Below are 22,486 nucleotides of genomic sequence, written 5' to 3'. Positions count from 1 at the left end.
TTTAATGCGATTCCGAAATGACGTCTTACGATGTGCGCTGGCTTTCCAGGTCTTCCAACTCGGCTTTGTATTGATGAGCTTCCGTCTCGTTATGGAACATCCCAACCAACAAGTCCTGTTGATGTACATCCCAGACCTGCTGGCCAGAGGCCTGGCTTTCATGGGAAAGGTGGGAAAAGTCGCGTTCAGTAACTTTTACGGTCATCTAGAAGACTCCTAACACTTATGTCTGCGACAACGCGTCGCAGGGGTCTTTTATATATTTTGTTAGCAACCTAAGTAAATAGCTTTTATTTGCAATTCACCTTTGCAAAAAATGAAAAAATAGCTCTGGGTCGCGAGATGTAAGGGCGCGCGGCAGAAGAAGTCAGTATGAAGAAAAGTTTACTCAAACAGCTCTCGGTCAGTTTCGGCCAAAGTCACGTGGGAGATGCTGCCCCGTTTTCGACACCGCGCTGTTGTGCGGCGAACCCTGGACATTTAGCGAGCTGCCGAAGGCCGCGATAAGCTCGGCATGACCTCCAGCGGTTTAAGCCATCCACCGGGGTCCTGACGAATCGTCAGCCTTCGGCATGTTCTAAATATGTGCTTAAGTTGCAGTCATAAAAAGCCCCGCTAAAAAGCGGGGCCCTGGAGTCGCGTGTTTTCAAGTCAATTAACTGCCTTTGACTGTCCGGCCGTTTACAGTCCCGTCTTGCAGCATGATGTTGTATTCCTTGCCATCGGTTTCAACCTGTTGCAAGCGGACCAGCAGGTAGTCCCAATCTTTAGCGAACCACATCACCGTGGTGCGTTTGCTTTGTGTTGGATCACGCACGCGCTCAACTTTGATTGCCTGAACTTGGCCCGCCTTGGTGGAAACCTTTTCTGAGCCCAGCACTCGGAAGTCATAGGTATCGACCTCATCGCCATCGACGACCTGATAGCTCATGCTTTTTTTGCCCGCGGCGACATCGTTCTGCAATGCCAACTGATACGTCGATTTGTCGAGAATGCCGCGGTTGAGCGGAACGGTGAACGCGGTGCCGCGGTCTGTGCCGTTGATTACTTTCGCCGCCCAGTCGAAGTTCATTTCAATGGTCTTGGATTTACCCAGGCCGCCGCGCTCAAAATTGTAGGTCTGAGGTAGCAGCGTGTCTTTGTCGATTTTCAGCGTGCTGCCTTCAGTCAGGCTAGCGATCATCATCGAAGCCTTGAAGCTCAAGGTCCAAGTGTCGTTGGCATTTTTTACTAGGCTGCGTTGAGCGGTGCCGCCGCTAATGGGCAGTTGCTTCCAGTCAGCAGTGTACGAAGCAGAGTAGGGTTGCAGGTCAGTGGCCTGAACAGCAGGCAGTGCGAGCAAGGCGAAAGCGAACAGCAAAGCGCGACGCATAGTATCTCCTAAGTTCGAATCAAGTGGCCACGGGCCTCAAGTAACTGGCCGTCCAGCGAGACGCCATGTTCGCCAAGCCTCAATCGGCCTTCGGCAAACCAGCGAATGGCTAGCGGATAAATTTCATGTTCCTGAGCATGAACGCGCAGCGCCAGGCTGCTGGTTGAATCATCCGACTTAACCGAAACGACTGCCTGTACGACCAGAGGACCTCCATCGAGTTCCTCCGTCACGAAATGCACGCTGCAGCCGTGCTCGTTGTCGCCAGCTTCCAATACCCGCTGGTGAGTGTGCAAGCCTTTATAGCGTGGAAGCAGGGATGGGTGAATATTGATCAAGCGGCCGTGATAGTGGCGAACGAACGTGGTGCTCAAGATTCGCATGAAGCCGGCCAGTACTACGAGCTTAGGTTCGAAGGTGTCAATCAACTCGATCAGTGCGGCATCGAAGGCCTCACGACACTCAAATGCCGTGTGGTCCAGAACACGGGTTTCGATGCCTGCGGCTTTGGCGCGCTGCAGCCCGAAGGCATCTGCACGGTTGGAGATCACCGCGCAGATCCTGGCCGGTTGATCGACGCCTTGGAGGCGGTCGATCATGGCTTGCAAGTTACTGCCGGTGCCGGATAACAGCACCACCACATCACACGTTGACATCAGTGTGCCTTGAGGTTTTTTAACTCGACCTGCGCTTGGCCTTCAACGGCTTTCGCGATCTGACCAATAACCCATGGCTGCTCTCCTGCTTCACGCAGCACGTGCAATGCGATGTCGACGTGTTCTTGAGCAACGCAGATGACCATGCCAACGCCGCAGTTGAGGACACGGTGCATTTCTGTTTCAGCGACATTGCCTTGCTGTTGCAACCAGTCGAATACCGCCGGACGTTGCCAGCTGGCAACGTCGACCACGGCCTGAGTCCCCTTGGGCAATACGCGCGGGATGTTGTCCAGCAGACCGCCGCCCGTGATATGCGCCATCGCCTTGATTGCGCCTGTGTCCTTGATCAACTTGAGCAACTGCTTGACGTAGATACGAGTCGGCGCCATCAACAGATCGGTCAGCGGCTTGCCGTCGAGCTGGATGGCTTCGATATCGGCACCGGCGACTTCGATAATCTTGCGGATCAGCGAGTAGCCGTTCGAGTGCGGGCCGGAAGACGGCAGGGCCAGCAGTGCGTCACCAACCGCGACCTTCGAGCCATCGATGATGTCGGCTTTTTCCACAACGCCAACGCAGAAGCCGGCCAGATCGTAATCTTCGCCTTCGTACATGCCTGGCATTTCAGCCGTTTCGCCGCCTACCAGCGAGCAACCTGCCAGTTCGCAGCCTGCGCCAATGCCGGTCACGACTTGGGTCGCCGTTTCGACGTTTAGCTTGCCGGTGGCGTAGTAATCAAGGAAGAACAGCGGCTCTGCACCACATACAATCAGATCGTTGACGCACATCGCCACGAGGTCAATGCCGATGGTGTCGTGTTTATTGAGGTTCAGCGCCAGACGCAGCTTGGTGCCCACGCCATCTGTGCCGGAAACCAATACCGGTTGCTTGTACCCAGCCGGGATTTCGCAAAGGGCGCCGAAACCACCCAGGCCGCCCATGACTTCCGGACGCTTGGTGCGCTTGGCAACGCTTTTGATGCGCTCAACCAATGCTTCACCGGCGTCGATGTCTACACCGGCGTCTTTGTAGCTCAGGGAGGGTTGCTTGCTCATAATCCAGGCCTTTAGGGGGGATTCGGGGATTCGACTGGCGAAACAGGGCCGTTCAAAAAACAATGCGTGCAAGATAACGCTTTATTTTAGGGGCCGCAGCCTTCGTCAGTCTGTGAAGGCGCGCGATTTTATCAGGCTTACAGAGCAGCGGCCATCCTTAGGCCGACCGACAGGCTTCTGAGAAGAAAATAATTCATCTATGTACTCGCGCTGGCTCGTTCGTCGGCGCCTGTATAAGGTGTGGCTATGATTATTTGTGAATGATTCGTCCTGCTGCGTGGTCTCAACCGCACTAGTTGTCTCATGCGTTTAATTTTTTGTCATTTTTGGCCTTCGGGAATCCTCAATGCGTCTTCCTACCCAGTGTTTTTCTAAGCTGCTGTTTGCCAGCTGCCTCTCGCTTGTCAGCCTGCCCGGCTTTGCCGAAACCGTCAGCAATCTGTACCAAGTGCGCGAACCGGTTACCGGGCAATCTCCTGAAGAGCGCACGCAAGCGACCCAGCGCGCCCTCGAAACCCTGGTTTTGCGCCTGACCGGAGACCCGAAGGCTGCGCAAAGTGCCGGTTTGTCTGAGGTGCGCAAAGATCCGCAGCAGATCATTAGCAAATATGGCTATGAAGCAGGCCCGCCGGAAAGCTTGCTGGTGGATTTCGACCCGGTCAGTGCCGACAATTCGTTACGCAAAGCAGGCCTTCCATTGTGGGGCACTAACCGCCCGACCATTTTAGGCTGGTGGTTGAACGATGCATCGGACGGTTCTAATTTGGTTGGCGATGGACAGGCGTTGGCTGAACCCCTGCGCCGCGCTGCGCAGCACCGTGGCCTGCCGCTACGTTTACCACTGGCTGACTTGAGTGAGCAAATTGTCGCCACCGCGAAGAACCTCGAAGGCACAGACTCCGCTCCTTTAAAGTCCGCCTCCGATCGATACGGCGCTGATGCCTTGCTTGCCGTGCATGCCCGTGAAGATAACGGGAAGTGGCAGGGGGTATGGCGTCTATGGCTGGGGTCACAACGTGAGCAAGGCACCGCCACGGGTGTAGATACCGCAGCATTGGCCGACGCGGTGATGCTAGCGGTGAGCGAGCGCCTTGCCCCGCATTTTGTGGTCAAGCCCGGAATATCGACCGGTTTGGTGTTGCACGTGCAAGGCATGACTCTGGAGCGCTACGCGCAATTGGGCCGGTTGCTGGATCCGTTTGGTGCGAAGCTGAAAACCGTGGAGGGGGATTCCATTACCTATGACCTTAGCGGCAGTGCTGACCAATTGCGGTCACAGTTGTCACTGGCTAAGTTACAAGAAGTTCCGGCCAGCGAGATAGTGCCATTGGCACCAATCCAGCCTGTCGTTGCTGGCGCAATAGCGCCTGTTGTGCCCGCACAGCCGTCGTCCTCATCGCAGCAGTTAAATTTCCGCTGGTAGATACGAATGTTGCATAACGTTTTAATTCTCGGGTGTTAAGGGGCGGTAATGGCTGATACACGTCGTTGGTTCTGGATTGGTGGGGTTGCCCTGCTGTGCGTATTTGTATTTTTGCTGCACCCGATTCTGACTCCGTTTTTGATCGCGCTACTTCTGGCGTACATGGCAGACCCTTTGGTCGATCGCCTGGAAACCGTCGGATTATCGCGCACGCTGGGCGTAGTAGTGGTGTTTACGCTGTTCACCTTGGTGTTCATGACTTTGTTGTTGGTGTTAGTACCCATGCTCGCCAAGCAACTGTTTCGACTGTATCAACTTGCCCCGCAAATTCTCGATTGGTTGCAGCACACGGCATTGCCGTGGACGCAGGCCAAGTTGGGTCTGGCGGAGGGTTTCTGGAAGTTCGATAAGGTCAAGTCCGCTATCTCGGAACACATGGGCCAGACCGGCGACATTGTTGGTGTCGTCCTGGCGCAAGCCACTGCATCAAGCTTGGCGCTGATAGGGTTGCTCACCAATCTGGTGCTGATCCCGGTGGTGTGCTTCTACCTGTTGCGGGACTGGGACGTGATGATGGCAAAAGTGCGTAGCCTGTTGCCGCGTCATCGCGAAGGACAAATCGTCAAGTTGGCCGGCGAATGCCACGAAGTCTTAGGCGCATTTATTCGCGGGCAGTTGTTGGTCATGGTCGCCTTGGGATTTATTTACGCAGCGGGCTTGATGTTGGTCGGGCTGGAGTTGGGGCTATTGATTGGCGTGATTGCCGGTCTCGCCGCCATCGTCCCGTACATGGGGTTCGTGATTGGGATCGGCGCGGCGATAATTGCCGGGTTATTTCAGTTTGGCGGCGATCTGTACCCGATGATTGGCATTGTTGCGGTATTCCTCATAGGGCAGGCGCTCGAAGGCATGGTGCTGACGCCGTTGCTGGTGGGCGACCGAATCGGCCTGCACCCGGTTGCGGTCATTTTTGCGATTCTGGCGGGTGGTGAGTTATTTGGATTTACCGGGGTGTTGCTGGCGCTGCCGGTAGCAGCCGTGATTATGGTTGTCGTGCGCCATGCTCATGACGCTTATAAAAAGTCGGACATCTATGACGGAACGGAAGATCTTGATTTGTAGAGATAAATTTCTCCGTAATCTCAATCTTTTGAATTATCAGAGCGCTATGTAGGAACCGCCAAAGGCTGCAATTCAACGGCACTGTCGGTTTTAGCGACGCCACTGAAGGTGGTGCCGCCCTTATCGCAGCCTTCGGCACTTTTTACAGATGAGCGCCGTTACGACAGGCTTGGCAAACCTTTGATTTTGCTACCGCATTGTGTGCCCAGCGTCACCGGTATAAACTTTGCGCACTTTACACAGAGGCCCCCAACGGTTCGCCTGAACCGTTCAGCCAGCATGAAACCGATTCAGCTGCCCTTGGGTGTGCGTCTGCGTGATGACGCCACTTTCATCAATTATTATCCCGGCGCTAATGCCGCAGCACTCGGCTATGTCGAGCGACTTTGCGAAGCCGATGCCGGCTGGACCGAAAGCCTGATTTATTTATGGGGCAAAGACGGCGTCGGCCGTACTCATCTGCTGCAAGCCGCTTGCCTGCGATTCGAGCAACTGGGCGAGCAGGCAGTTTATTTGCCATTGGCGGACCTAATCGGTGAAGGGGTCAAGCTCCTCGATAGCCTTGAGCGGTACGAGCTGGTGTGTCTGGATGATCTGCAAGCGGTGGTTGGCAAGCCAGAATGGGAAGAGGCGTTATTTCACCTGTTCAATCGCCTGCGCGATAGCGGCCGCCGTTTGCTAATTGCGGCGTCTCAATCGCCCCGGGAGTTACCGATCAAGCTGCTGGATCTGAAATCACGTCTGACCATGGCCCTGGTTTTCCAGATGCGCGGGTTGTCTGACGAAGACAAGCTGCGCGCCCTTCAGCTTCGTGCCTCACGCCGTGGCTTGCACCTGACTGATGAAGTCGGTCATTTCATTCTGACCCGTGGCACTCGCAGCATGAGCGCATTGTTCGAGCTGTTGGAGCGCCTGGATCAGGCGTCGTTGCAGGCACAGCGCAAGCTGACCATTCCTTTTTTGAAAGAGACGCTGGGTTGGTAAACCTGTGGTAGTAGCACGCGATCTGCTGTTGCAAACGGCGGCGGCGCTTCGGCACGCTCAGCGCATATTGGTGATAACTGGAGCTGGCTTGTCGGCTGATTCTGGTTTGCCTACCTACCGCGGTTTAGGCGGTCTTTATAACGGCACGACGGCGGACGGTCTGCCTATCGAAATGGCGCTGTCCGGGCCGATGCTGCACCGCGATCCCGCCTTGTGCTGGAAATACATCGCGGAGCTGGGAGAGCCTGTCTCGGCGCAAAACCCAATGCCGCACATTACGCTATCGCTCAGTTGCAGCGACTCAAGCCTGAATGCTGGGTGTTGACGCAAAATGTCGATGGCTATCATCGGGCGGCGGGCAGTCCGTCTGAGCGCTTGATTGAAATCCACGGCCAGCTGTCCCCGTTGTTTTGCCAATCCTGCGGCGAAGTCGATTCCGAATTGAGTGAGCACCTGCAACGACCGTTACCGCCGCTGTGCAAAAAGTGCCAGGGGGTACTGCGTCCGCCAGTGGTGCTGTTTCAGGAAATGCTACCCGAGCGGGCGCTAGAGACGTTGTACGAAGAGATGGGCAAGGGATTTGATGCCGTATTGACGATCGGCACCACAGCCAGCTTTCCTTACATCCACGAGCCGGTATTGCGCGCAAGGGTTGCCGGAGGCTTTACCGCAGAGATAAATCCACAGCGCACCGATCACAGCGCCGCAATGGATGTGTTTCTGGGCTGTAGAGCCTTAGAGGTTATGGAGTCGCTGATAAGTCACATCTAGATCGATTGAATTTGCAAATGAGGTCGATAGAGGGCATAGTCTCGGCTTCTTTACATATCAACCACGGTCGTGCACATGCTAACTCGGTTCGCACCCCTCGTGCCCCTCGCACTGGTTACATTCCTTTTTGGTTGCGCGGCACAGATGCCCGTCTCGCAACAGCAACAACAGCAGCACTCTCAGGGTTCAATGACCGCGCAGTCTGCACATATTTCGCAGATCGCCGATGGGTCTGATAATGCTGGCGCCTTGTTCTCGGATGAGCTAATTACCGAAAAAGAACTGGCCGAATTCGCAAGCAGTAAGCCTTATCGGATGCCCGTTCTAGCGGACAGCATTCTTGAGCGCGGGATGTCGCTGATTGGTACGCGATACCGTGCAGGCGGCAGCTCGGAGTCCGGTTTCGATTGCAGCGGTTTCATCGGGTACCTGTTCCGCGAACAAGCGGGCATGACTCTACCGCGTTCCACGCGCGAAATGATCAACGTAAAAGCGCCTTTGGTAGCGCGTAACGACCTCAAGCCGGGCGACCTCCTGTTCTTCAGTACCAAAGGCCGTGGTCGCGTCAGTCATGCAGGTATTTACTTGGGTGATGACCAATTCATTCATTCCAGCAGCACGCGCAGCGGCGGTGTTCGGGTAGATAGCCTGGATGACAGTTACTGGAAAAAGACATTTATCGAAGCCAAACGTGCGTTAGCCATGGCTCCGACTACAATTCAGACCCGACACCAGTAAATGGCCGGGGCGGGTAAGCCGCTACCGGCTTACTATGCGCGCTTTCGGCTCTTGGCACAGTAAGCCGCATCCAGATCAGGTTGTTGTGTTTATGTCGAATAGGTTACGTCTTGGCTCATTAGGTGTTTTGGTGGCATTGCTTAGCGCGTGCGCTGGCCATGCTCCGTCGCCTCAAACTCCACGGGTGATCCAGTCCGTGGCTTATGCCCCTTCCGAATACTCTTCTCCGGCTGCCGAAGATGTGCTCTTTCGTGCACTGGGATTGGTCGGCACGCCCTATCATTGGGGCGGTAACACTCCCGATTCAGGATTTGATTGCAGTGGTTTGATTGGTTACGTCTACCGTGACGCGGCTGGCATTGCGCTACCGCGTTCGACCCACGAAATGCTCAGCATGCATGCGCCCAATGTAGACCGCGATGCTTTGCAGTCGGGTGATCTGCTGTTCTTCGCCACCGGCGGCGGCTCAACCGTGAGCCACGCCGGAATCTACGTCGGAGAAGGGCGTTTCGTGCACGCACCCGCTACAGGCGGCACGGTGCGGCTAGATAGTTTGTCCAAACCTTATTGGCAAAAAGCCTACCTCAACGCCAAGCGGGTGATCCATCCAGAGCACTTGGCGCGTAATCCTTAGCAACGACTTCTGCCGCTCCGTCGTCGCATGCAGTTGCGCAGTGACCAAAGGGCGGGCTTGCTCAAGATCGGTCCATTGAGCTAGCCGGCCCAGCGATAGTCAAACTATTAAGGCGTAGCGACTGCTTGTTGTGTTTTGGCCGCCGTCACCCGCCAAACTTTGTTACCCACATCGTCCGCTACCAATACTCCGCCATGTTGATCATTGACAACCCCAACCGGGCGGCCTTGGGCGTTGTCGTCATTGTTTAAAAAGCCGCTCAAGAGGTCCACCGGCGTTCCAGATGGTTTGCCATTGGCGAACGGAACGAACAGTACTTTATAACCGCTGTGCGGATTGCGGTTCCAGGAGCCGTGTTGGCCGATGAACATCCCTTGGTTGAAGGGTGCTGGTAAAGATTTTCCGTCAGCGAAAGTCATGCCCAATGATGCAGTGTGCGGGCCCACCGCATAATCGGGCGAAATGGCCGTGGCCACCAGTTGCGGGTTCTGTGGTTTAACGCGGATGTCGACATGTTGGCCGTAGTAACTGAATGGCCAGCCATAAAAGGCGCCGTCTTTGACCGAGGTCACATAGTCAGGCACCAGATCGCTGCCAATCTCATCGCGCTCATTAACCGCAGTCCATAATTTCCCGGTCTGCGGCTCCCAATCCATGCCATTAGGGTTGCGAAGGCCGGAGGCGAAGATTCTGTGGGCTCCGGTGGCGGCATCAACTTCCCAGATCGACGCTCGACCTAGCTCTTTGTCGAGGCCGTTTTCCCCGACGTTACTGTTAGAACCCACGGTGACGTAGAGCTTCTTGCCGTCCTTGCTGGCAATGACATTTTTGGTCCAGTGGTGATTGATCGTACCTGCCGGCAGATCGGTCACGGTTGTCGGTTCACCACGGATAGCGGTCTGGCCGTTTTCATAGTGATAACGCAGCAATTTGTCAGTGTCGGCGACATAAAAATCGTTACCCACCAGCGTCATACCGAACGGCGAATTAAGGCCCTGCAAAAAAACCGTGCGCGTGTCAGCCACGCCACTATGGTTGCTGTCTCGCAGCAGGGTGATCCGGTTAGCGCTAGGTACGCCTGCACCTGCACGGCCCATGACTTTTCTCATGATCCAACCGCGAATACCCGGAGAATCATCGGGTTTGGCGGGCGAATTGGTTTCGGCGACCAGTACGTCGCCGTTAGGCAGGACGTATAGCCAGCGTGGATGGTCCAAGTCTTCGGCAAACGCAGATACCTGGGTGCCTGCTGCCGCGACCGGTTTCGCGCCCTTGGCCCAGCCCACGGCGGGGGCAATATTGACCGTCGGAATCAGTGTTTTGTTGGGCTCTGGCAACATCGGCGTCGGACCCATGCCATCGGCTACTTTAAGTTGGGACGTTTCACCGCATGCAGTAATGCCAAGGGCCATTAGCAAAAAAACAACTATCTGGGGTCTGAGCAGGGGCATATTGAACTCCATAAAGGCGAAGGGGCGCGTAAGGAGATAGAGGCAATTAAACCGTCGAGGTTCAACCTTTCTCGCGGGATTGGCTGAGTGAGAGGTGGGTCGGCGTTTAAGCCATGGATCGCAGAGCTCCGATCCATTTGTCATCAAGCAAGAAAAGCGCTGATCAGGCTGCTCTTAATAACAGTGCGAGGCCGGGGAAGTATTGGCCCTCTTCGTTGTGCAGGTTGCGGTAACCATAAGGGAAATACCACACGACGGCGCAGGCGTGTTGTTTTTGCAAATCTTCGACGAAATCTTCCAGCTCTTCGACTGTGACGCTCTGCATGATTTTACGTGGTGTAACGAAGAGACCGCCGAGTTTGAGGTGGTTTGCATAACTGGTTTTTTTGGCATCACCGACGATATCCAGCAGCGCGGGGGTCAGGTTTATTTCGCCAAAATATGGCCAGCGTTGAGTGGCTTGGATATATGCGCTGTCATCCGATGTCGCAACAAACAGGCCAGTTCGGGCGCTTCGATTACCATCGTCCTGTTGTTTCTTACTGGGGGCATGTTCTAGCGTGACCATCCGGGCCATCCACGCGGCGCTGGAGAGCATGCCGAGGTTGGTGCGTTCGTCAAACCAATGCGTGCATTCACCTTCTCCCATGACCTGACTGTAACGGTCGATGCAATCGAACCAGCATTCTAAGGCGGGACGAAGGAATTCCAGTCTCGGGTTGCTGATGATCAAGCCGCGCATGGCGCCTACCTTGTTTTTTGGATGCTATCAGAAGTATGGCCTTTTGATATCAAATTAGCCAACAACGGCTTGCTGCCTGGTTTTGACCGCTGGGTGAACAAAGCACATGGCGCGTTGATTGACGCTATACCCCCAACCCTCTACCCTTCGCGACATGTTTCAGGTGCTTCGCAATCTACGATTGGCGAAGTGAAACAGGGAAGCCGGTGAGGACGCGTCAAGCGGTCGATCCCGGCGCTGCCCCCGCAACGGTAAATGAGTCGAAGCTATGCACTCAGCCACTGTGTCCGAAAAAGACATGGGAAGGCGCATAGCGGGGCGTTCCCACTCATGAGCCCGGAGACCGGCCTGATCCATCCAACAGCATCACGGCGGGCGATGCTCTGCGCAGGGCTTTTCATTGGCCGTGCTGGCAGTCAATTTCTGTGCCTTCCGTTTGCTATCGCGTGCCCTGCTCAAGCGGAGAGCTGAGATGAACGAATCCCCCGAACGTGACGAACGCCATTTGGCGCGCATGCAGCGCAAAAAAGCCGTGATCGACGAACGCATCGCCAGTTCACCTGACGAGTGCGGTCTGTTGCTGGTATTGACCGGTAATGGCAAAGGTAAAAGCAGCTCTGCATTTGGCATGCTCGCCCGGGCCATGGGGCACGGTATGCAATGCGGCGTTGTGCAGTTCATCAAAGGCCGCAACAGCACGGGGGAAGAGTTGTTTTTCCGACGTTTCCCTGAGCAGGTTCGGTATCACGTCATGGGCGAAGGCTTTACTTGGGAAACACAGGATCGCCAGCGCGACATCACCGCCGCAGAAGCCGCTTGGGCAGTGTCACAAGAAATGCTCCGTGATCCGACCATCGGTCTGATCGTGCTCGATGAGCTGAACATCGCCCTCAAACATGGTTACCTGGATCTGGAAAAAGTACTCAGCGATCTGCAAGGCCGCCCGCCCATGCAGCACGTGCTGGTAACCGGTCGCGGTGCCAAACCTGAAATGATCGACTTGGCCGACACTGTTTCTGACATTAGCGTCGTCAAGCACGCTTTTCAGGCCGGAATCCGCGCACAGAAAGGCATTGAGTTGTGAGTAACCTTTTATGAGAGCGCCGCGTCATTGCCCGGCGGTGTTAATCGCCGCGCCTGCCTCTGGTCAGGGTAAAACCACGGTCACCGCTGCCTTAGCGCGTCTGCACCGCAATCAAGGGCGCACCGTGCGCGTATTCAAATGCGGCCCGGACTTTCTCGACCCGATGATCCTTGAGCGGGCCAGTGGCGCGCCGGTTTATCAGCTGGATTTATGGATGGTCGGTGCCGATGAAAGTCGCCGTCTGTTGTGGGAGGCTGCGGGCGAAGCTGACCTGATTCTGATTGAGGGCGTCATGGGACTGTTCGACGGCACACCCTCAAGTGCCGACCTGGCGCGCCACTTCGGGGTGCCGGTGTTGGCGGTGATCGACGGCACGGCGATGGCCCAAACCTTTGGTGCATTAGCCTTGGGTCTGGCGCTTTATCAACCGGACCTGCCGTTTGCTGGGGTGTTGGCCAATAGGGTTGGCACTGTGCGGCATGCGCAATTGCTGGAAGGCAGCCTCACCGAAGGATTGCGTTGGTATGGCGCTTTATCGCGGGAAACCGGGATCGAATTGCCGAGCCGTCATTTGGGCTTGGTCCAGGCCAGCGAACTGAATGATCTGGACGCCCGCCTTGATGCAGCCGCAGCTGCATTAGCCAGCACCTGTGAGGTAGCTTTGCCACCGCCGGTCGAGTTCGCAGCCCCCAAAGTTGTCGAGACTGAACCGTCGCTGGCAGGCATCACGATTGCTGTCGCCCATGACGAGGCGTTTGCCTTTCTCTACGGCGCTAACCTCGATTTACTGCGGGCTATGGGTGCCGAGCTGTCGTTTTTCTCGCCTATCCGTGACACTCGGATTCCCGCTGCTGACAGCCTGTATCTACCCGGCGGTTACCCGGAGTTGCACCACGTAACACTGGGACAAAACCGGCCCATGCTGGCGGCCATACGTGCGCACCATGTGGCTGGCAAGCCGTTGTTGGCGGAGTGCGGCGGCATGCTTTATCTGCTCGACGCATTGACCGACGTCGACGGCCAACGTGCCGAATTGGTGGGTCTATTGACCGGCGAAGCGGTGATGCAGAAGCGTTTAGCCGCGTTAGCCTTACAAGCTGTCGAATTGCCCGAAGGCGTCTTGCGCGGGCACACGTATCACCATTCGCTGACCAGCACCGAGTTGCAACCCATCGCCCGTGGCCTGAGCCCCAACGGTGGGCGCGGTGCCGAGGCGGTTTACCGTGACGGTCGGATGACTGCGTCTTATGTCCACTTCTATTTTCCTTCCAACCCCCACGCGGTTGCGGCGCTTTTCAAACCATGAATGATCTGGCTTTCAGCCCTGACGAACGTGCAGCGGTGTACCGTGCAATTGCCGAACGCCGAGACATGCGGCACTTCATCGGCGGCGAAGTGGCCCCCCAATTGTTGGCGCGTCTTTTGGAAGCGGCCCATCAGGCGCCCAGCGTGGGCTTGATGCAGCCGTGGCGCTTTATTCGAATCAGCGACCCGCAGTTGCGCGCGCGTATTCAGGCGCAAGTCGAGGAAGAGCGAATTCGTACCGCTCAAGCCCTGGGCGAGCGCGCGGACGACTTCATGAAGCTCAAAGTCGAAGGCATCAATGAATGCGCGGAAGTCTTGGTCGCCGCGTTGATGGACGACCGCGAACGGCATATTTTTGGTCGCCGTACCTTGCCGGAAATGGACATGGCGTCCTTGTCTTGTGCGATTCAAAATCTGTGGCTAGCCTCTCGCGCCGAAGGATTGGGCATGGGTTGGGTGTCGTTGTTCGAGCCCCAGGCATTGGCTGACTTACTGGGCATGCCAGCCGGGGCCAAACCACTGGCAGTTCTATGCCTGGGACCGGTGGCCGAATTCTATCCGGCGCCGATGCTGGCCTTGGAAGGTTGGGCGCAGATACGGCCATTGAGCGAGTTGCTGTATGAGAACCAGTGGGGTGTGACCCGATGAGTGTTGCGTTATTGAGCGTCGCCGGGGTCGCGTTGGATGCGCTGCTGGGCGAGCCGAAACGCGCACACCCGTTGGTGGCCTTCGGGCGCTTTGCCGATCGAATTGAGCAGCGCTTCAATGCGGCTGGACGTGGATGGCGCAGCCATGGCGTTACCGCCTGGTTCATTGCGGTTGTGCCGTTGACGTTGCTGGCGACGGCGTTAAGTTGGTTGCCCTATGTCGGTTGGCTGGTAGACGTGACAGCGCTGTATTGCGCGCTGGGTTTGCGCAGCCTTGGCGAGCATGTAGAGCCGGTGGCCAAGGCGTTGCGTGGCGATGATTTGAATGAAGCGCGGCGCCGGGTATCGTACTTGGTCAGCCGACAGACGGCGGAGCTGGACTCAACTGAAGTGGCCCGCGCCGCGACTGAATCGGTGTTGGAAAATGGCAGCGATGCAGTGTTCGCTGCATTGTTCTGGTTTTTGATTGCCGGTGTGCCGGGCGTAGTGTTGTACCGCCTGAGCAATACTCTGGATGCAATGTGGGGGTATCGCAACGAACGTTTCGAGCGTTTTGGCTGGGCGGCGGCGAAAATCGATGATCTTTTAAATTACCTTCCGGCACGGTTGGTGGCGTTGACCTACGCCGTGTTGGGCAACACTCGGCTGGCGTTACGCTGCTGGCGTGATCAAGCGCCACTCTGGGACAGTCCCAATGCCGGCCCGGTAATGGCCGCTGGCGCTGGAGCATTGAATGTGGAGCTAGGCGGGGCGGCGATTTATCACGGCGAGCTGCATCAGCGTCCACAGCTAGGCGAAGGCGCTGCGGCCGATGCCCAATCGATTGATCGTGGCTGGCAACTGGTCCAGCGCGGAGTCTGGTTATGGTTGTTGATCGTGTGCGTGGGAGCTGAGTTTTATGCTTGAACACGGGGGCCGCTTGAAAGAGGCGGCTGTGCGCTATGGCATCGCCGAAGAGCATTGGCTGGACTTGTCCAGTGGCATTGCGCCGTGGCCGTGGCCAATTCCCGAGATCCCGACACGTGCATGGGCACGCTTGCCGGAAACTGGGGACGGTCTTGAAGCGGCCGCCTGTGTTTATTACGGTGCCAAACATGTGTTGCCGGTGCCTGGTTCCCAATGTGCGATCCAAGCGCTGCCGCGTTTGCGTCGGTCAGGTAAAGTCGGTGTGTTGTCCCCCTGTTACGCCGAACACGCTGAAGCTTGGCGCAGCAGCGGTTTTCTAGTCCGCGAAATGCTCGAACACGAAGTGGATTATTTTCTCGACAGCATTAATGTGCTGGTCGTCGTTAATCCCAACAACCCCACTGGCTTAAACATCGCGCCCGAGCGCCTCTTGGAGTGGCATGCGCGGTTGGCCGAGCGTGGGGGCTGGCTGGTAGTTGATGAAGCATTTATGGACAATACGCCGCAGTTAAGTTTGAGCGCCGAGACTTGGCGCGTCGGGCTAATCGTATTGCGTTCGTTCGGTAAGTTCTTCGGTCTGGCGGGTGCGCGTCTAGGGTTTGTGATTGCCGAACCGCAGTTTCTTAAAGTGCTGGAACGCCACATCGGCCCTTGGGCCATCAGTGGACCAACGCGGGTGCTTGGGCAGGCGTGTCTCAGCGATGTCGAAGGTCACAGGCAGCAGCGTTTACGCACGCAGCAGGCCAGCGAACGACTGGCTGCGCTGATGACGCAATACGGCCTGATGCCGGATGGCGGTTGTGCGCTGTTTCAATGGCTTATTACCCCATCGGCGATTTCTGTGCATGAGTTCTGCGGGAGCCGTGGCGTCCTGTTGCGATTATTTATGAACACACAAACTCCGCAACACAGCAGTTTAAGGTTCGGCCTGCCGGCGCAAGAAGCGCAGTGGCAACGACTTGAGCAGGTGCTCAGTGACTACAACAAGGAAGCACAATGACCACGCTGATGGTGCAAGGCACAACGTCTGATGCCGGCAAAAGCACGCTGGTAACGGCGTTGTGCCGTTGGCTGACCCGCCAGGGTGTCAGTGTCGTGCCATTCAAACCGCAAAACATGGCACTCAACAGCGCAGTGACCGCAGACGGCGGTGAGATTGGCCGAGCACAGGCAGTGCAAGCGCAAGCGGCAGGCCTTGAGCCGCACACTGACATGAATCCGGTGCTGCTCAAACCTAACAGCGACACCGGCGCCCAGGTGATCATCCACGGCCGTGTGGTCACCACCATGAACGCGGTGGCGTATCACGCCTATAAACAGATTGCGATGCAAGCGGTGCTGGCCTCCCATCAACGTTTGAGTGCGGCTTACCCCGTGGTCATGGTCGAAGGCGCGGGGTCGCCTGCGGAAATTAATTTGCGTGCGGGAGACATCGCCAACATGGGCTTTGCCGAAGCGGTGGATTGCCCGGTTTTGTTGATCGCTGATATTAATCGCGGCGGCGTGTTTGCCCATTTGGTTGGGACTCTGGAGTTGCTGTCTCCCAGCGAACAAGCACGGGTAAAAGGCTTCGTCATCAACCGCTTTCGCGGCGACATTGCGCTGCTGCAACCCGGTCTTGACTGGCTCGAAGCCCGCACTGGAAAACCGGTAGTGGGCGTTTTGCCTTACGTTATGGACCTGCACCTTGAGGCCGAGGACGGCCTTGATCAGCGCCAAACCCAGAAAGTCGAACAAGTCCTGAATGTGCTGGTGCCGGTATTGCCGCGCATTAGCAACCACACTGATTTCGACCCGTTGCGCTTGCACCCACAGGTCAATTTGCAATTTATCGGTCCCGGTCAGAGCATCCCCGCCGCCGACTTGATCATCTTGCCGGGCTCAAAAAGTGTGCGCAGCGATCTGGCTTATTTACGCAGTCAGGGTTGGGACACCGCCATTGTTCGTCATCTGCGTTATGGCGGCAAAGTGATCGGTATTTGTGGTGGGCTGCAAATGCTGGGTCAGCAGGTCCACGATCCTCTAGGTCTCGAAGGTGCTGCGGGATCTAGTGCCGGTTTGGCCCTGCTGGACATCAGCACGGTATTAGAACAAGAGAAACAACTGCGCAATGTGCAAGGTCGGCTTGCTTTGGAGGACGCGCCGGTCAGCGGTTATGAAATTCATGCCGGAGTGACTTGTGGTGAGGCGATGGAACACCCGGTGGTGCAACTGGATGATGGTCGGCGCGATGGCGCGCAAAGCGCAGACGGGCAAATTCTCGGCACTTACTTGCACGGCCTGTTCGAGGCCCCTGCTGCCTGTAGCGCCTTGTTGCGCTGGGCGGGGTTGGAGAATGTGCAAGCGGTCGATTATCACGCCATGCGCGAGCGGGATATCGAACGATTGGCGGATCTGGTGGAAAGTCACTTGGATGGCAGGCTGTTACTTGAATTATGTGGTCTGGCCCATTCTCCGGTGGAGGTCGGCTGACATGCTGCAATTAATCCTCGGTGGCGCGCGTTCTGGTAAAAGCTGCTTGGCGGAGGGCTTGGCGGGCAAAAGCTGCCTTGAGGTTACGTACATCGCCACTAGCCAATCGCTGGACGGCGAGATGAATCAGCGCATCGCCCTCCATCGTCAGCGCCGCCCTGAGCAGTGGCGACTGATTGAAGAGCCAATCGAACTGGCGCGGGTCTTGCGAGAAAACGCAAACACCGACCGCTTGTTGTTGGTGGATTGTTTAACCCTGTGGTTGACCAACCTGTTGATGCTTGAAGATCGCGAACGCTTGGTTGTTGAGCGCGAGGCGCTGTTGAGCTGCCTTGCTGAACTTCCGGGCGAAATCATTTTTGTCAGTAACGAAACCGGGCTCGGCGTTGTGCCCCTCGGTGAACTGACCCGCCGCTATGTCGACGAAGCCGGATGGCTGCATCAAGCCTTGGCCGAACGTTGTCAACGCGTGGTGTTAACGGTTGCTGGCTTGCCCCTGACGTTGAAAGGACCCGCATTATGACTAATTCCTGGTGGCTTAAACCGGCAAAAGCAATCAGCGTCCCAACGCGCGAAAGCGCTTTGGCACGTCAGCAGCAACTGACCAAACCGGCCGGCTCGCTCGGGCAACTGGAGCGGATCGCGGTGCAACTGGCCGGCCTGCAAGGGCGGACCAAGCCTGCGGTCGATAACCTGTGGATCGCCATTTTTGCCGGCGATCATGGCGTCGTTGCTGAAGGCGTTTCTGCGTTTCCCCAAGAAGTCACCGGGCAGATGCTGCACAACTTCGTAACCGGAGGCGCAGCAATCAGCGTGCTGGCCAAACAACTGTCAGCACAGTTGGACGTGGTGGATTTGGGTACGATTGCGCCGATGAACCTGCCAGGCGTCCGCCATTTGAATTTGGGCGCGGGCACCGCGAACTTCGTTGAAGGTCCGGCCATGACTAAGGCCCAAGGCTTGCTGGCGATGGACGCAGGGCGCGATAGCGTGCGCCGAGCTGTGGCGTCCGGCGCTGAATTGTTTATCGGGGGCGAGATGGGCATCGGCAACACCACGGCAGCCAGTGCGTTGGCGTGCCTGCTGTTGGATCGCCCGGCCAGTCTCTTGGTCGGTCCCGGCACCGGTTTAAACGCGGCGGGCGTTACTCATAAATCATTGGTGATTGAGCGTGCGTTGGCCCTGCACGCCGATCACGCGGGTGACCCGCTGCACGGTATGTTTTGTGTGGGCGGCTATGAAATTGCCGCCTTGGTCGGCGCTTATATAGCGTGTGCTCAAGAAGGCGTCGCGGTGTTGGTTGACGGTTTTATTTGCAGTGTCGCGGCCTTGGTCGCTGTGCGCTTGAACCCGTCGTGCCGCGATTGGCTACTATTTGCTCACCGTGGCGCCGAACCCGGTCACCGCCATGTGTTGGAAGTGTTGCAGGCTGAACCGCTCCTCGACCTTGGCTTGCGCTTGGGCGAAGGTAGTGGTGCGGCGTTGGCGGTGCCGTTGCTGCGCTTGGCCTGCGAACTGCATAACGGCATGGCGACGTTCGCTGAAGCTGCGGTAGCGGACCGCCCGGCGTGACAGTGCGCCTGGACATGTTGCGCCACGGCGAAACCGAGTTGGGCGGCGGCTTGCGCGGCAGCCTGGATGACGCGCTGACGGATATTGGCTGGGCGCAAATGCGTGCGGCGGTGACTGAGGGCGGACCATGGGATCGCATAGTGAGTTCGCCCTTGCAACGTTGTGCGCGCTTCGCCGAAGAACTGGCCGAGACGCTGAGAGTGCCGCTGCACATGGAATCGGGTCTGCAAGAGCTGCATTTTGGTGAGTGGGAAGGGCGCAGCGCAGCGCAGTTGATGGAAACCCACGCGCAAGATTTGGGGCTGTTTTGGGCCAATCCGTATGCTTTCACACCGCCGGGCGGTGAACCGCTGCTGGCGTTCTCTGCTCGAGTAGTGTCGGTGGTCGAACGTCTGCACTTGACATACGCCACCGAGCGGATATTGCTGGTCACCCATGGCGGGGTAATGCGCTTGTTATTGGCTCAAGCGCGGGGGTTGCCACGTGAGCAGTTATTGCAAGTCGAAGTCGGTCACGGCGCGCTACTCTCGGTTGAAGTCAATGCCCAAGGCGTATTGAGCGAATGAATCTGTTGCCAATGTGGATTGCCCTACAATTTCTCAGCAGCTTGCCAATTCGTTTGCCCGACATGCCGAAATCTGAAGAGTTGGGCCGCTCATTGTTGTTCTATCCGTTGGTAGGCGTTGTGTTTGGCTTGCTGTTGATGGTCCTCGACAGCCTCTTGGCCGGTGCGCCATTGATGTTGCACGCCGCGCTGTTACTGACCGCTTGGGTTTTGCTCAGCGGCGGATTGCACCTCGACGGCCTGGCTGACAGCGCTGATGCTTGGCTGGGGGGCTTCGGAGACCGCGAGCGTACGCTGAGCATCATGAAAGATCCCCGCAGCGGACCGATTGCGGTGATTACCTTGGTGATGGTGCTACTGCTGAAATTCTGTGCGCTGATGGCGTTAATCGAAAGCCATCGCAGCGTAGGCCTGTTATTGGCCCCGGTCATTGGCCGTAGCGCCATGCTCGGTTTGTTCCTTGGCACGCCTTACGTGCGTGCGGGCGGGTTAGGGCAAGCGTTGGCTGATCACCTTCCCCGCACGATGGGAAGGCAGGTGCTGTTGATCAGTGCGATGGGCTGCCTGTTGGTGGCGGGGTTCAGTGGCCTGATTGCACTGCTGACGGCAGGCGTCTGCTTCTTCTGGCTGCGGCATCTGATGCTGCGTCGGCTCGGTGGCAGCACCGGCGACACGGCGGGCGCGCTGTTGGAGTTGCTGGAAATGGCGGTTCTGGTGGTTCTGGCGTTGGTTTAAATATCTGAACCGGAGCCAATACTTCGAACCTTATCGCAGCCTTCGGCAGCTACCTACGTGGTGTGGGTTTGTTGCGCGACATCGCGGCGTCGATGACGGGTGGCATCTCCTACAGGAATTATTGACACCCCCCTCCATCCACCGGTAATTTCTTGCACTTGTCTTGCGGGCATATAAGCCTAATTAGGTCGGAGAATGAAAAATGACATCGGCTTTGCGTGCCAGTGGATGGGTTTTACTGGGGAGTGCGCTAATTCTTGCGTTGTCCTTGGGCGTGCGGCACGGTTTTGGTTTGTTTCTAGCGCCGATGAGTGCGCAGTTCGGCTGGGGTCGTGAGGTTTTTGCGTTCGCCATCGCATTTCAAAACTTGATATGGGGCTTGGCCCAACCTTTTGCCGGCGCGCTTGCAGACCGATTTGGTGCCTCGAAGGTGGTGTTTGTCGGAGGCGTGCTTTATGCGCTGGGGTTGGCCTGCATGGGCATGGCCGATTCGCCGCTGTCGTTATCACTGAGCGCAGGTTTACTGATCGGTATCGGCCTGTCAGGTACCTCATTCTCGGTGATCCTCGGGGTGGTAGGTCGGGCACTGCCTGCCGAGAAACGCAGCATGGGCATGGGCGTTGCCAGCGCGGCAGGCTCGTTTGGCCAATTCGCCATGCTCCCCGGTACTCTTGGCCTGATTGGTTGGCTCGGCTGGTCCGCCGCATTGTTGGCGCTGGGCTTGCTCGTGGCCTTGATCCTGCCGTTAGTAACCATGCTCAAGGATGTGCCATTGCCCAAGACCGGTGGCGAGCAGACACTGCGTGAAGCGTTGCACGAAGCATGCACCCATTCGGGTTTTTGGCTCCTGGCCTTGGGATTTTTTGTCTGCGGTTTCCAAGTGGTGTTTATTGGCGTGCATCTGCCCTCTTACCTGGTTGACCAACACCTGCCTGCCAAAGTTGGCACAACCGTGCTAGCGCTGATCGGTTTGTTTAATGTATTTGGCACTTACACCGCCGGTTGGCTCGGCGGACGTATATCCAAGCCGCGTTTGCTGACCAGTTTGTACCTGTTGCGCGCAGTAGTAATTACCGTGTTTGTGTGGGTGCCGGTGACTGAAACTACCGCCTACCTGTTCGGTGTCACCATGGGGCTACTGTGGCTGTCTACCGTGCCGCTGACAAACGGTACCGTCGCGACATTGTTCGGGGTGCGTAATTTGTCGATGCTCGGCGGTATCGTTTTCTTATTCCACCAGTTGGGCGCCTTCCTGGGTGGTTGGTTGGGTGGTGTCGTGTATGACCGCACTGGGAGCTACGATTTGATCTGGCAGGTTTCGATTTTGCTCAGTGTACTGGCCGCCGCCCTGAACTGGCCGGTGCGCGAGCGGCCTGTGGCGCGGTTGCAGGCTATAGGCAGCCCCGCGTGAACAGGCTCTGGCCTTGGATCGCTAGCATGACCCTTGGGGTTGTGCTGCTGGCGTTGGTGTGGTGGGGCTGGCAGCGTGTCGGCTTGGGCGCGCTGCAGCTGGGGATGAGCCTGTGCTAGGCAGGTTAAGCGGCAAGGAGTATTTTATTTTTCAGGCACATTGACCTCTACGATGCAAGGGATGCTGTCATGACAATTCATTGGTTTTCACTTCCGGTATTGCTGTTCGCGATTAGCGGAACGGCAATGGCCGCCGAATGCCCCCCGCTATTGCAGGGTGAGCTACCGAAATTGCGCGCTAAAGAAAATATCGACCTATGCAAGCGTTTTGAGGGCAAGCCCCTTGTGGTGGTTAACACCGCGAGCTTTTGTGGATTCGCACCTCAGTTTAAAAGTCTTGAGGCCTTGAACCAACGCTACAAATCGGAGGGTCTTGAAGTGATTGGCGTGCCATCAAACGACTTCAAGCAGGAGTCAAAAGATGGCGCCGAAACCGCCAAGGTTTGTTATGTGAATTATGGTGTGACCTTCACCATGACCGATCCGCAAACGGTCAAGGGGCCTGACGCAACGCATCTATTCAAAGTGCTAGCTGAACAAAGCAGCGCGCCGCGTTGGAATTTCTATAAATACGTCATCGACCGGCAGGGCAATGTGATCGCGAATTTTTCCAGCCTAACCAAGCCGGATGATCCCGCGATGATTGCTGCTGTCGAGAAGGCTATCGCGTCCAAGCCTTGAGCCGGTTAAAACGCAGCCATGAAAAAGCCCTACCGCCATGACTGGCGGTAGGGCTTTCTCGTATTCGCCTGTTAGGCTTTTCAGCCTACCGCGAATGG

23 protein-coding genes, 1 pseudogene and 1 riboswitch are annotated in these 22,486 nt (G+C 56.8%); of the genes and pseudogenes, 18 read left to right on the top strand and 6 right to left on the bottom strand.

Translation table 11 applies throughout. The features are described from left to right. Window positions 1-25: 25 nt before the first annotated feature. The 4 genes from QN378_RS13955 to purM all read right to left on the bottom strand — a co-directional run bounded on the left by QN378_RS13955 (window position 26) and on the right by purM (window position 3,086). Window positions 26-205 carry a hypothetical protein gene (locus QN378_RS13955; RefSeq protein ID WP_322165636.1) on the bottom strand — a complete coding sequence of 60 codons (180 nt, stop codon included), beginning with the start codon at window positions 203-205 and terminating at the stop codon, window positions 26-28. 450 nt (window positions 206-655) lie between these two features. Next, on the bottom strand, window positions 656-1,372 hold the full coding sequence (locus QN378_RS13950) for a DUF3108 domain-containing protein (RefSeq protein WP_322205015.1): 717 nt from the start codon (window positions 1,370-1,372) through the stop codon (window positions 656-658). An 8-nt stretch (window positions 1,373-1,380) separates the two neighbouring features. Further along, the gene (gene purN / locus QN378_RS13945) at window positions 1,381-2,031 is read right to left on the bottom strand and encodes a phosphoribosylglycinamide formyltransferase (protein ID WP_322206913.1); all 651 of its coding nucleotides are present in this window, start codon (window positions 2,029-2,031) and stop codon (window positions 1,381-1,383) included. Then, a complete protein-coding gene (purM, locus tag QN378_RS13940) occupies window positions 2,028-3,086 on the bottom strand; it encodes a phosphoribosylformylglycinamidine cyclo-ligase (protein ID WP_323547096.1) in 1,059 nt (352 codons plus the stop codon). The genes purN and purM overlap by 4 nt, the downstream gene beginning before the upstream one ends. 346 nt (window positions 3,087-3,432) lie before the next feature. Here purM and QN378_RS13935 point away from each other — a divergent pair, with 346 nt between their 5' ends. From QN378_RS13935 to QN378_RS13910, 6 genes and pseudogenes are all read left to right on the top strand, one after another. After that, window positions 3,433-4,509, top strand: a complete 1,077-nt coding sequence (locus QN378_RS13935; RefSeq protein WP_322205013.1) for a DUF2066 domain-containing protein — start codon at window positions 3,433-3,435, stop codon at window positions 4,507-4,509. Between the two features lie 48 nt (window positions 4,510-4,557). Beyond that, window positions 4,558-5,631 (top strand): AI-2E family transporter, encoded by a 1,074-nt coding sequence (locus tag QN378_RS13930; protein ID WP_323547098.1) that lies wholly within the window; start codon window positions 4,558-4,560, stop codon window positions 5,629-5,631. A gap of 279 nt (window positions 5,632-5,910) precedes the next feature. Then, window positions 5,911-6,615, top strand: coding sequence for a DnaA regulatory inactivator Hda (hda, locus tag QN378_RS13925; RefSeq protein WP_322205011.1), 705 nt, complete (start codon window positions 5,911-5,913; stop codon window positions 6,613-6,615). Between the two features lie 4 nt (window positions 6,616-6,619). Next, window positions 6,620-7,386, top strand: a pseudogene (locus QN378_RS13920) (NAD-dependent deacylase). Between the two features lie 75 nt (window positions 7,387-7,461). Beyond that, window positions 7,462-8,124, top strand: coding sequence for a C40 family peptidase (locus QN378_RS13915; protein ID WP_322205009.1), 663 nt, complete (start codon window positions 7,462-7,464; stop codon window positions 8,122-8,124). 91 nt (window positions 8,125-8,215) lie between these two features. Further along, window positions 8,216-8,758 carry a C40 family peptidase gene (locus QN378_RS13910; protein ID WP_322205008.1) on the top strand — a complete coding sequence of 181 codons (543 nt, stop codon included), beginning with the start codon at window positions 8,216-8,218 and terminating at the stop codon, window positions 8,756-8,758. A gap of 107 nt (window positions 8,759-8,865) precedes the next feature. On the opposite strand, the gene QN378_RS13905 is transcribed toward QN378_RS13910, so the two are convergent. Both QN378_RS13905 and QN378_RS13900 read right to left on the bottom strand, forming a co-directional pair. After that, complete coding sequence (locus QN378_RS13905; protein ID WP_322205007.1) at window positions 8,866-10,209, bottom strand: sorbosone dehydrogenase family protein; 1,344 nt, start codon at window positions 10,207-10,209, stop codon at window positions 8,866-8,868. 163 nt (window positions 10,210-10,372) lie between these two features. Continuing rightward, on the bottom strand, window positions 10,373-10,951 hold the full coding sequence (locus QN378_RS13900) for a hypothetical protein (RefSeq protein ID WP_323547101.1): 579 nt from the start codon (window positions 10,949-10,951) through the stop codon (window positions 10,373-10,375). 144 nt (window positions 10,952-11,095) lie between these two features. Further along, window positions 11,096-11,318, top strand: a riboswitch (cobalamin riboswitch). A gap of 105 nt (window positions 11,319-11,423) precedes the next feature. Between QN378_RS13900 and cobO the strand changes: the two genes are divergently transcribed. From cobO to QN378_RS13840, 12 genes are all read left to right on the top strand, one after another. Then, on the top strand, window positions 11,424-12,035 hold the full coding sequence (gene cobO, locus QN378_RS13895) for a cob(I)yrinic acid a,c-diamide adenosyltransferase (RefSeq protein WP_322205005.1): 612 nt from the start codon (window positions 11,424-11,426) through the stop codon (window positions 12,033-12,035). Between the two features lie 10 nt (window positions 12,036-12,045). After that, window positions 12,046-13,341 (top strand): cobyrinate a,c-diamide synthase, encoded by a 1,296-nt coding sequence (locus tag QN378_RS13890; RefSeq protein ID WP_323547104.1) that lies wholly within the window; start codon window positions 12,046-12,048, stop codon window positions 13,339-13,341. Further along, on the top strand, window positions 13,338-13,988 hold the full coding sequence (bluB, locus tag QN378_RS13885; protein ID WP_322205003.1) for a 5,6-dimethylbenzimidazole synthase: 651 nt from the start codon (window positions 13,338-13,340) through the stop codon (window positions 13,986-13,988). Before QN378_RS13890 ends, bluB begins: the two co-directional genes overlap by 4 nt. Further along, entirely contained in the window at window positions 13,985-14,893 is a 909-nt protein-coding gene (gene cbiB / locus QN378_RS13880) for an adenosylcobinamide-phosphate synthase CbiB (RefSeq protein ID WP_323547106.1), read from the top strand. Before bluB ends, cbiB begins: the two co-directional genes overlap by 4 nt. Further along, window positions 14,886-15,893 (top strand): threonine-phosphate decarboxylase CobD, encoded by a 1,008-nt coding sequence (gene cobD / locus QN378_RS13875; RefSeq protein WP_322205001.1) that lies wholly within the window; start codon window positions 14,886-14,888, stop codon window positions 15,891-15,893. The genes cbiB and cobD overlap by 8 nt, the downstream gene beginning before the upstream one ends. Beyond that, on the top strand, window positions 15,890-17,365 hold the full coding sequence (locus QN378_RS13870) for a cobyric acid synthase (protein WP_323547108.1): 1,476 nt from the start codon (window positions 15,890-15,892) through the stop codon (window positions 17,363-17,365). Before cobD ends, QN378_RS13870 begins: the two co-directional genes overlap by 4 nt. Window position 17,366: 1 nt before the next feature. Further along, the gene (gene cobU / locus QN378_RS13865; RefSeq protein WP_322204999.1) at window positions 17,367-17,888 is read left to right on the top strand and encodes a bifunctional adenosylcobinamide kinase/adenosylcobinamide-phosphate guanylyltransferase; all 522 of its coding nucleotides are present in this window, start codon (window positions 17,367-17,369) and stop codon (window positions 17,886-17,888) included. After that, entirely contained in the window at window positions 17,885-18,937 is a 1,053-nt protein-coding gene (gene cobT / locus QN378_RS13860; RefSeq protein WP_322204998.1) for a nicotinate-nucleotide--dimethylbenzimidazole phosphoribosyltransferase, read from the top strand. Before cobU ends, cobT begins: the two co-directional genes overlap by 4 nt. Further along, window positions 18,934-19,503, top strand: a complete 570-nt coding sequence (gene cobC / locus QN378_RS13855; protein ID WP_322204997.1) for an alpha-ribazole phosphatase family protein — start codon at window positions 18,934-18,936, stop codon at window positions 19,501-19,503. The genes cobT and cobC overlap by 4 nt, the downstream gene beginning before the upstream one ends. A gap of 2 nt (window positions 19,504-19,505) precedes the next feature. Further along, complete coding sequence (locus tag QN378_RS13850) at window positions 19,506-20,237, top strand: adenosylcobinamide-GDP ribazoletransferase (protein ID WP_323547161.1); 732 nt, start codon at window positions 19,506-19,508, stop codon at window positions 20,235-20,237. 202 nt (window positions 20,238-20,439) lie between these two features. Continuing rightward, window positions 20,440-21,648, top strand: coding sequence for an MFS transporter (locus QN378_RS13845; protein ID WP_323547110.1), 1,209 nt, complete (start codon window positions 20,440-20,442; stop codon window positions 21,646-21,648). A 188-nt stretch (window positions 21,649-21,836) separates the two neighbouring features. Then, on the top strand, window positions 21,837-22,388 hold the full coding sequence (locus tag QN378_RS13840) for a glutathione peroxidase (RefSeq protein WP_322206911.1): 552 nt from the start codon (window positions 21,837-21,839) through the stop codon (window positions 22,386-22,388). The last annotated feature ends 98 nt before the right edge of the window (window positions 22,389-22,486 follow it).

Source organism: Pseudomonas sp. 10S5 (assembly GCF_035019745.1).
Classification (GTDB): Bacteria; Pseudomonadota; Gammaproteobacteria; order Pseudomonadales; family Pseudomonadaceae; genus Aquipseudomonas.
Note: the sequence above shows the minus strand (reverse complement) of the source record. Positions and strands in the feature narration are given on the sequence as shown.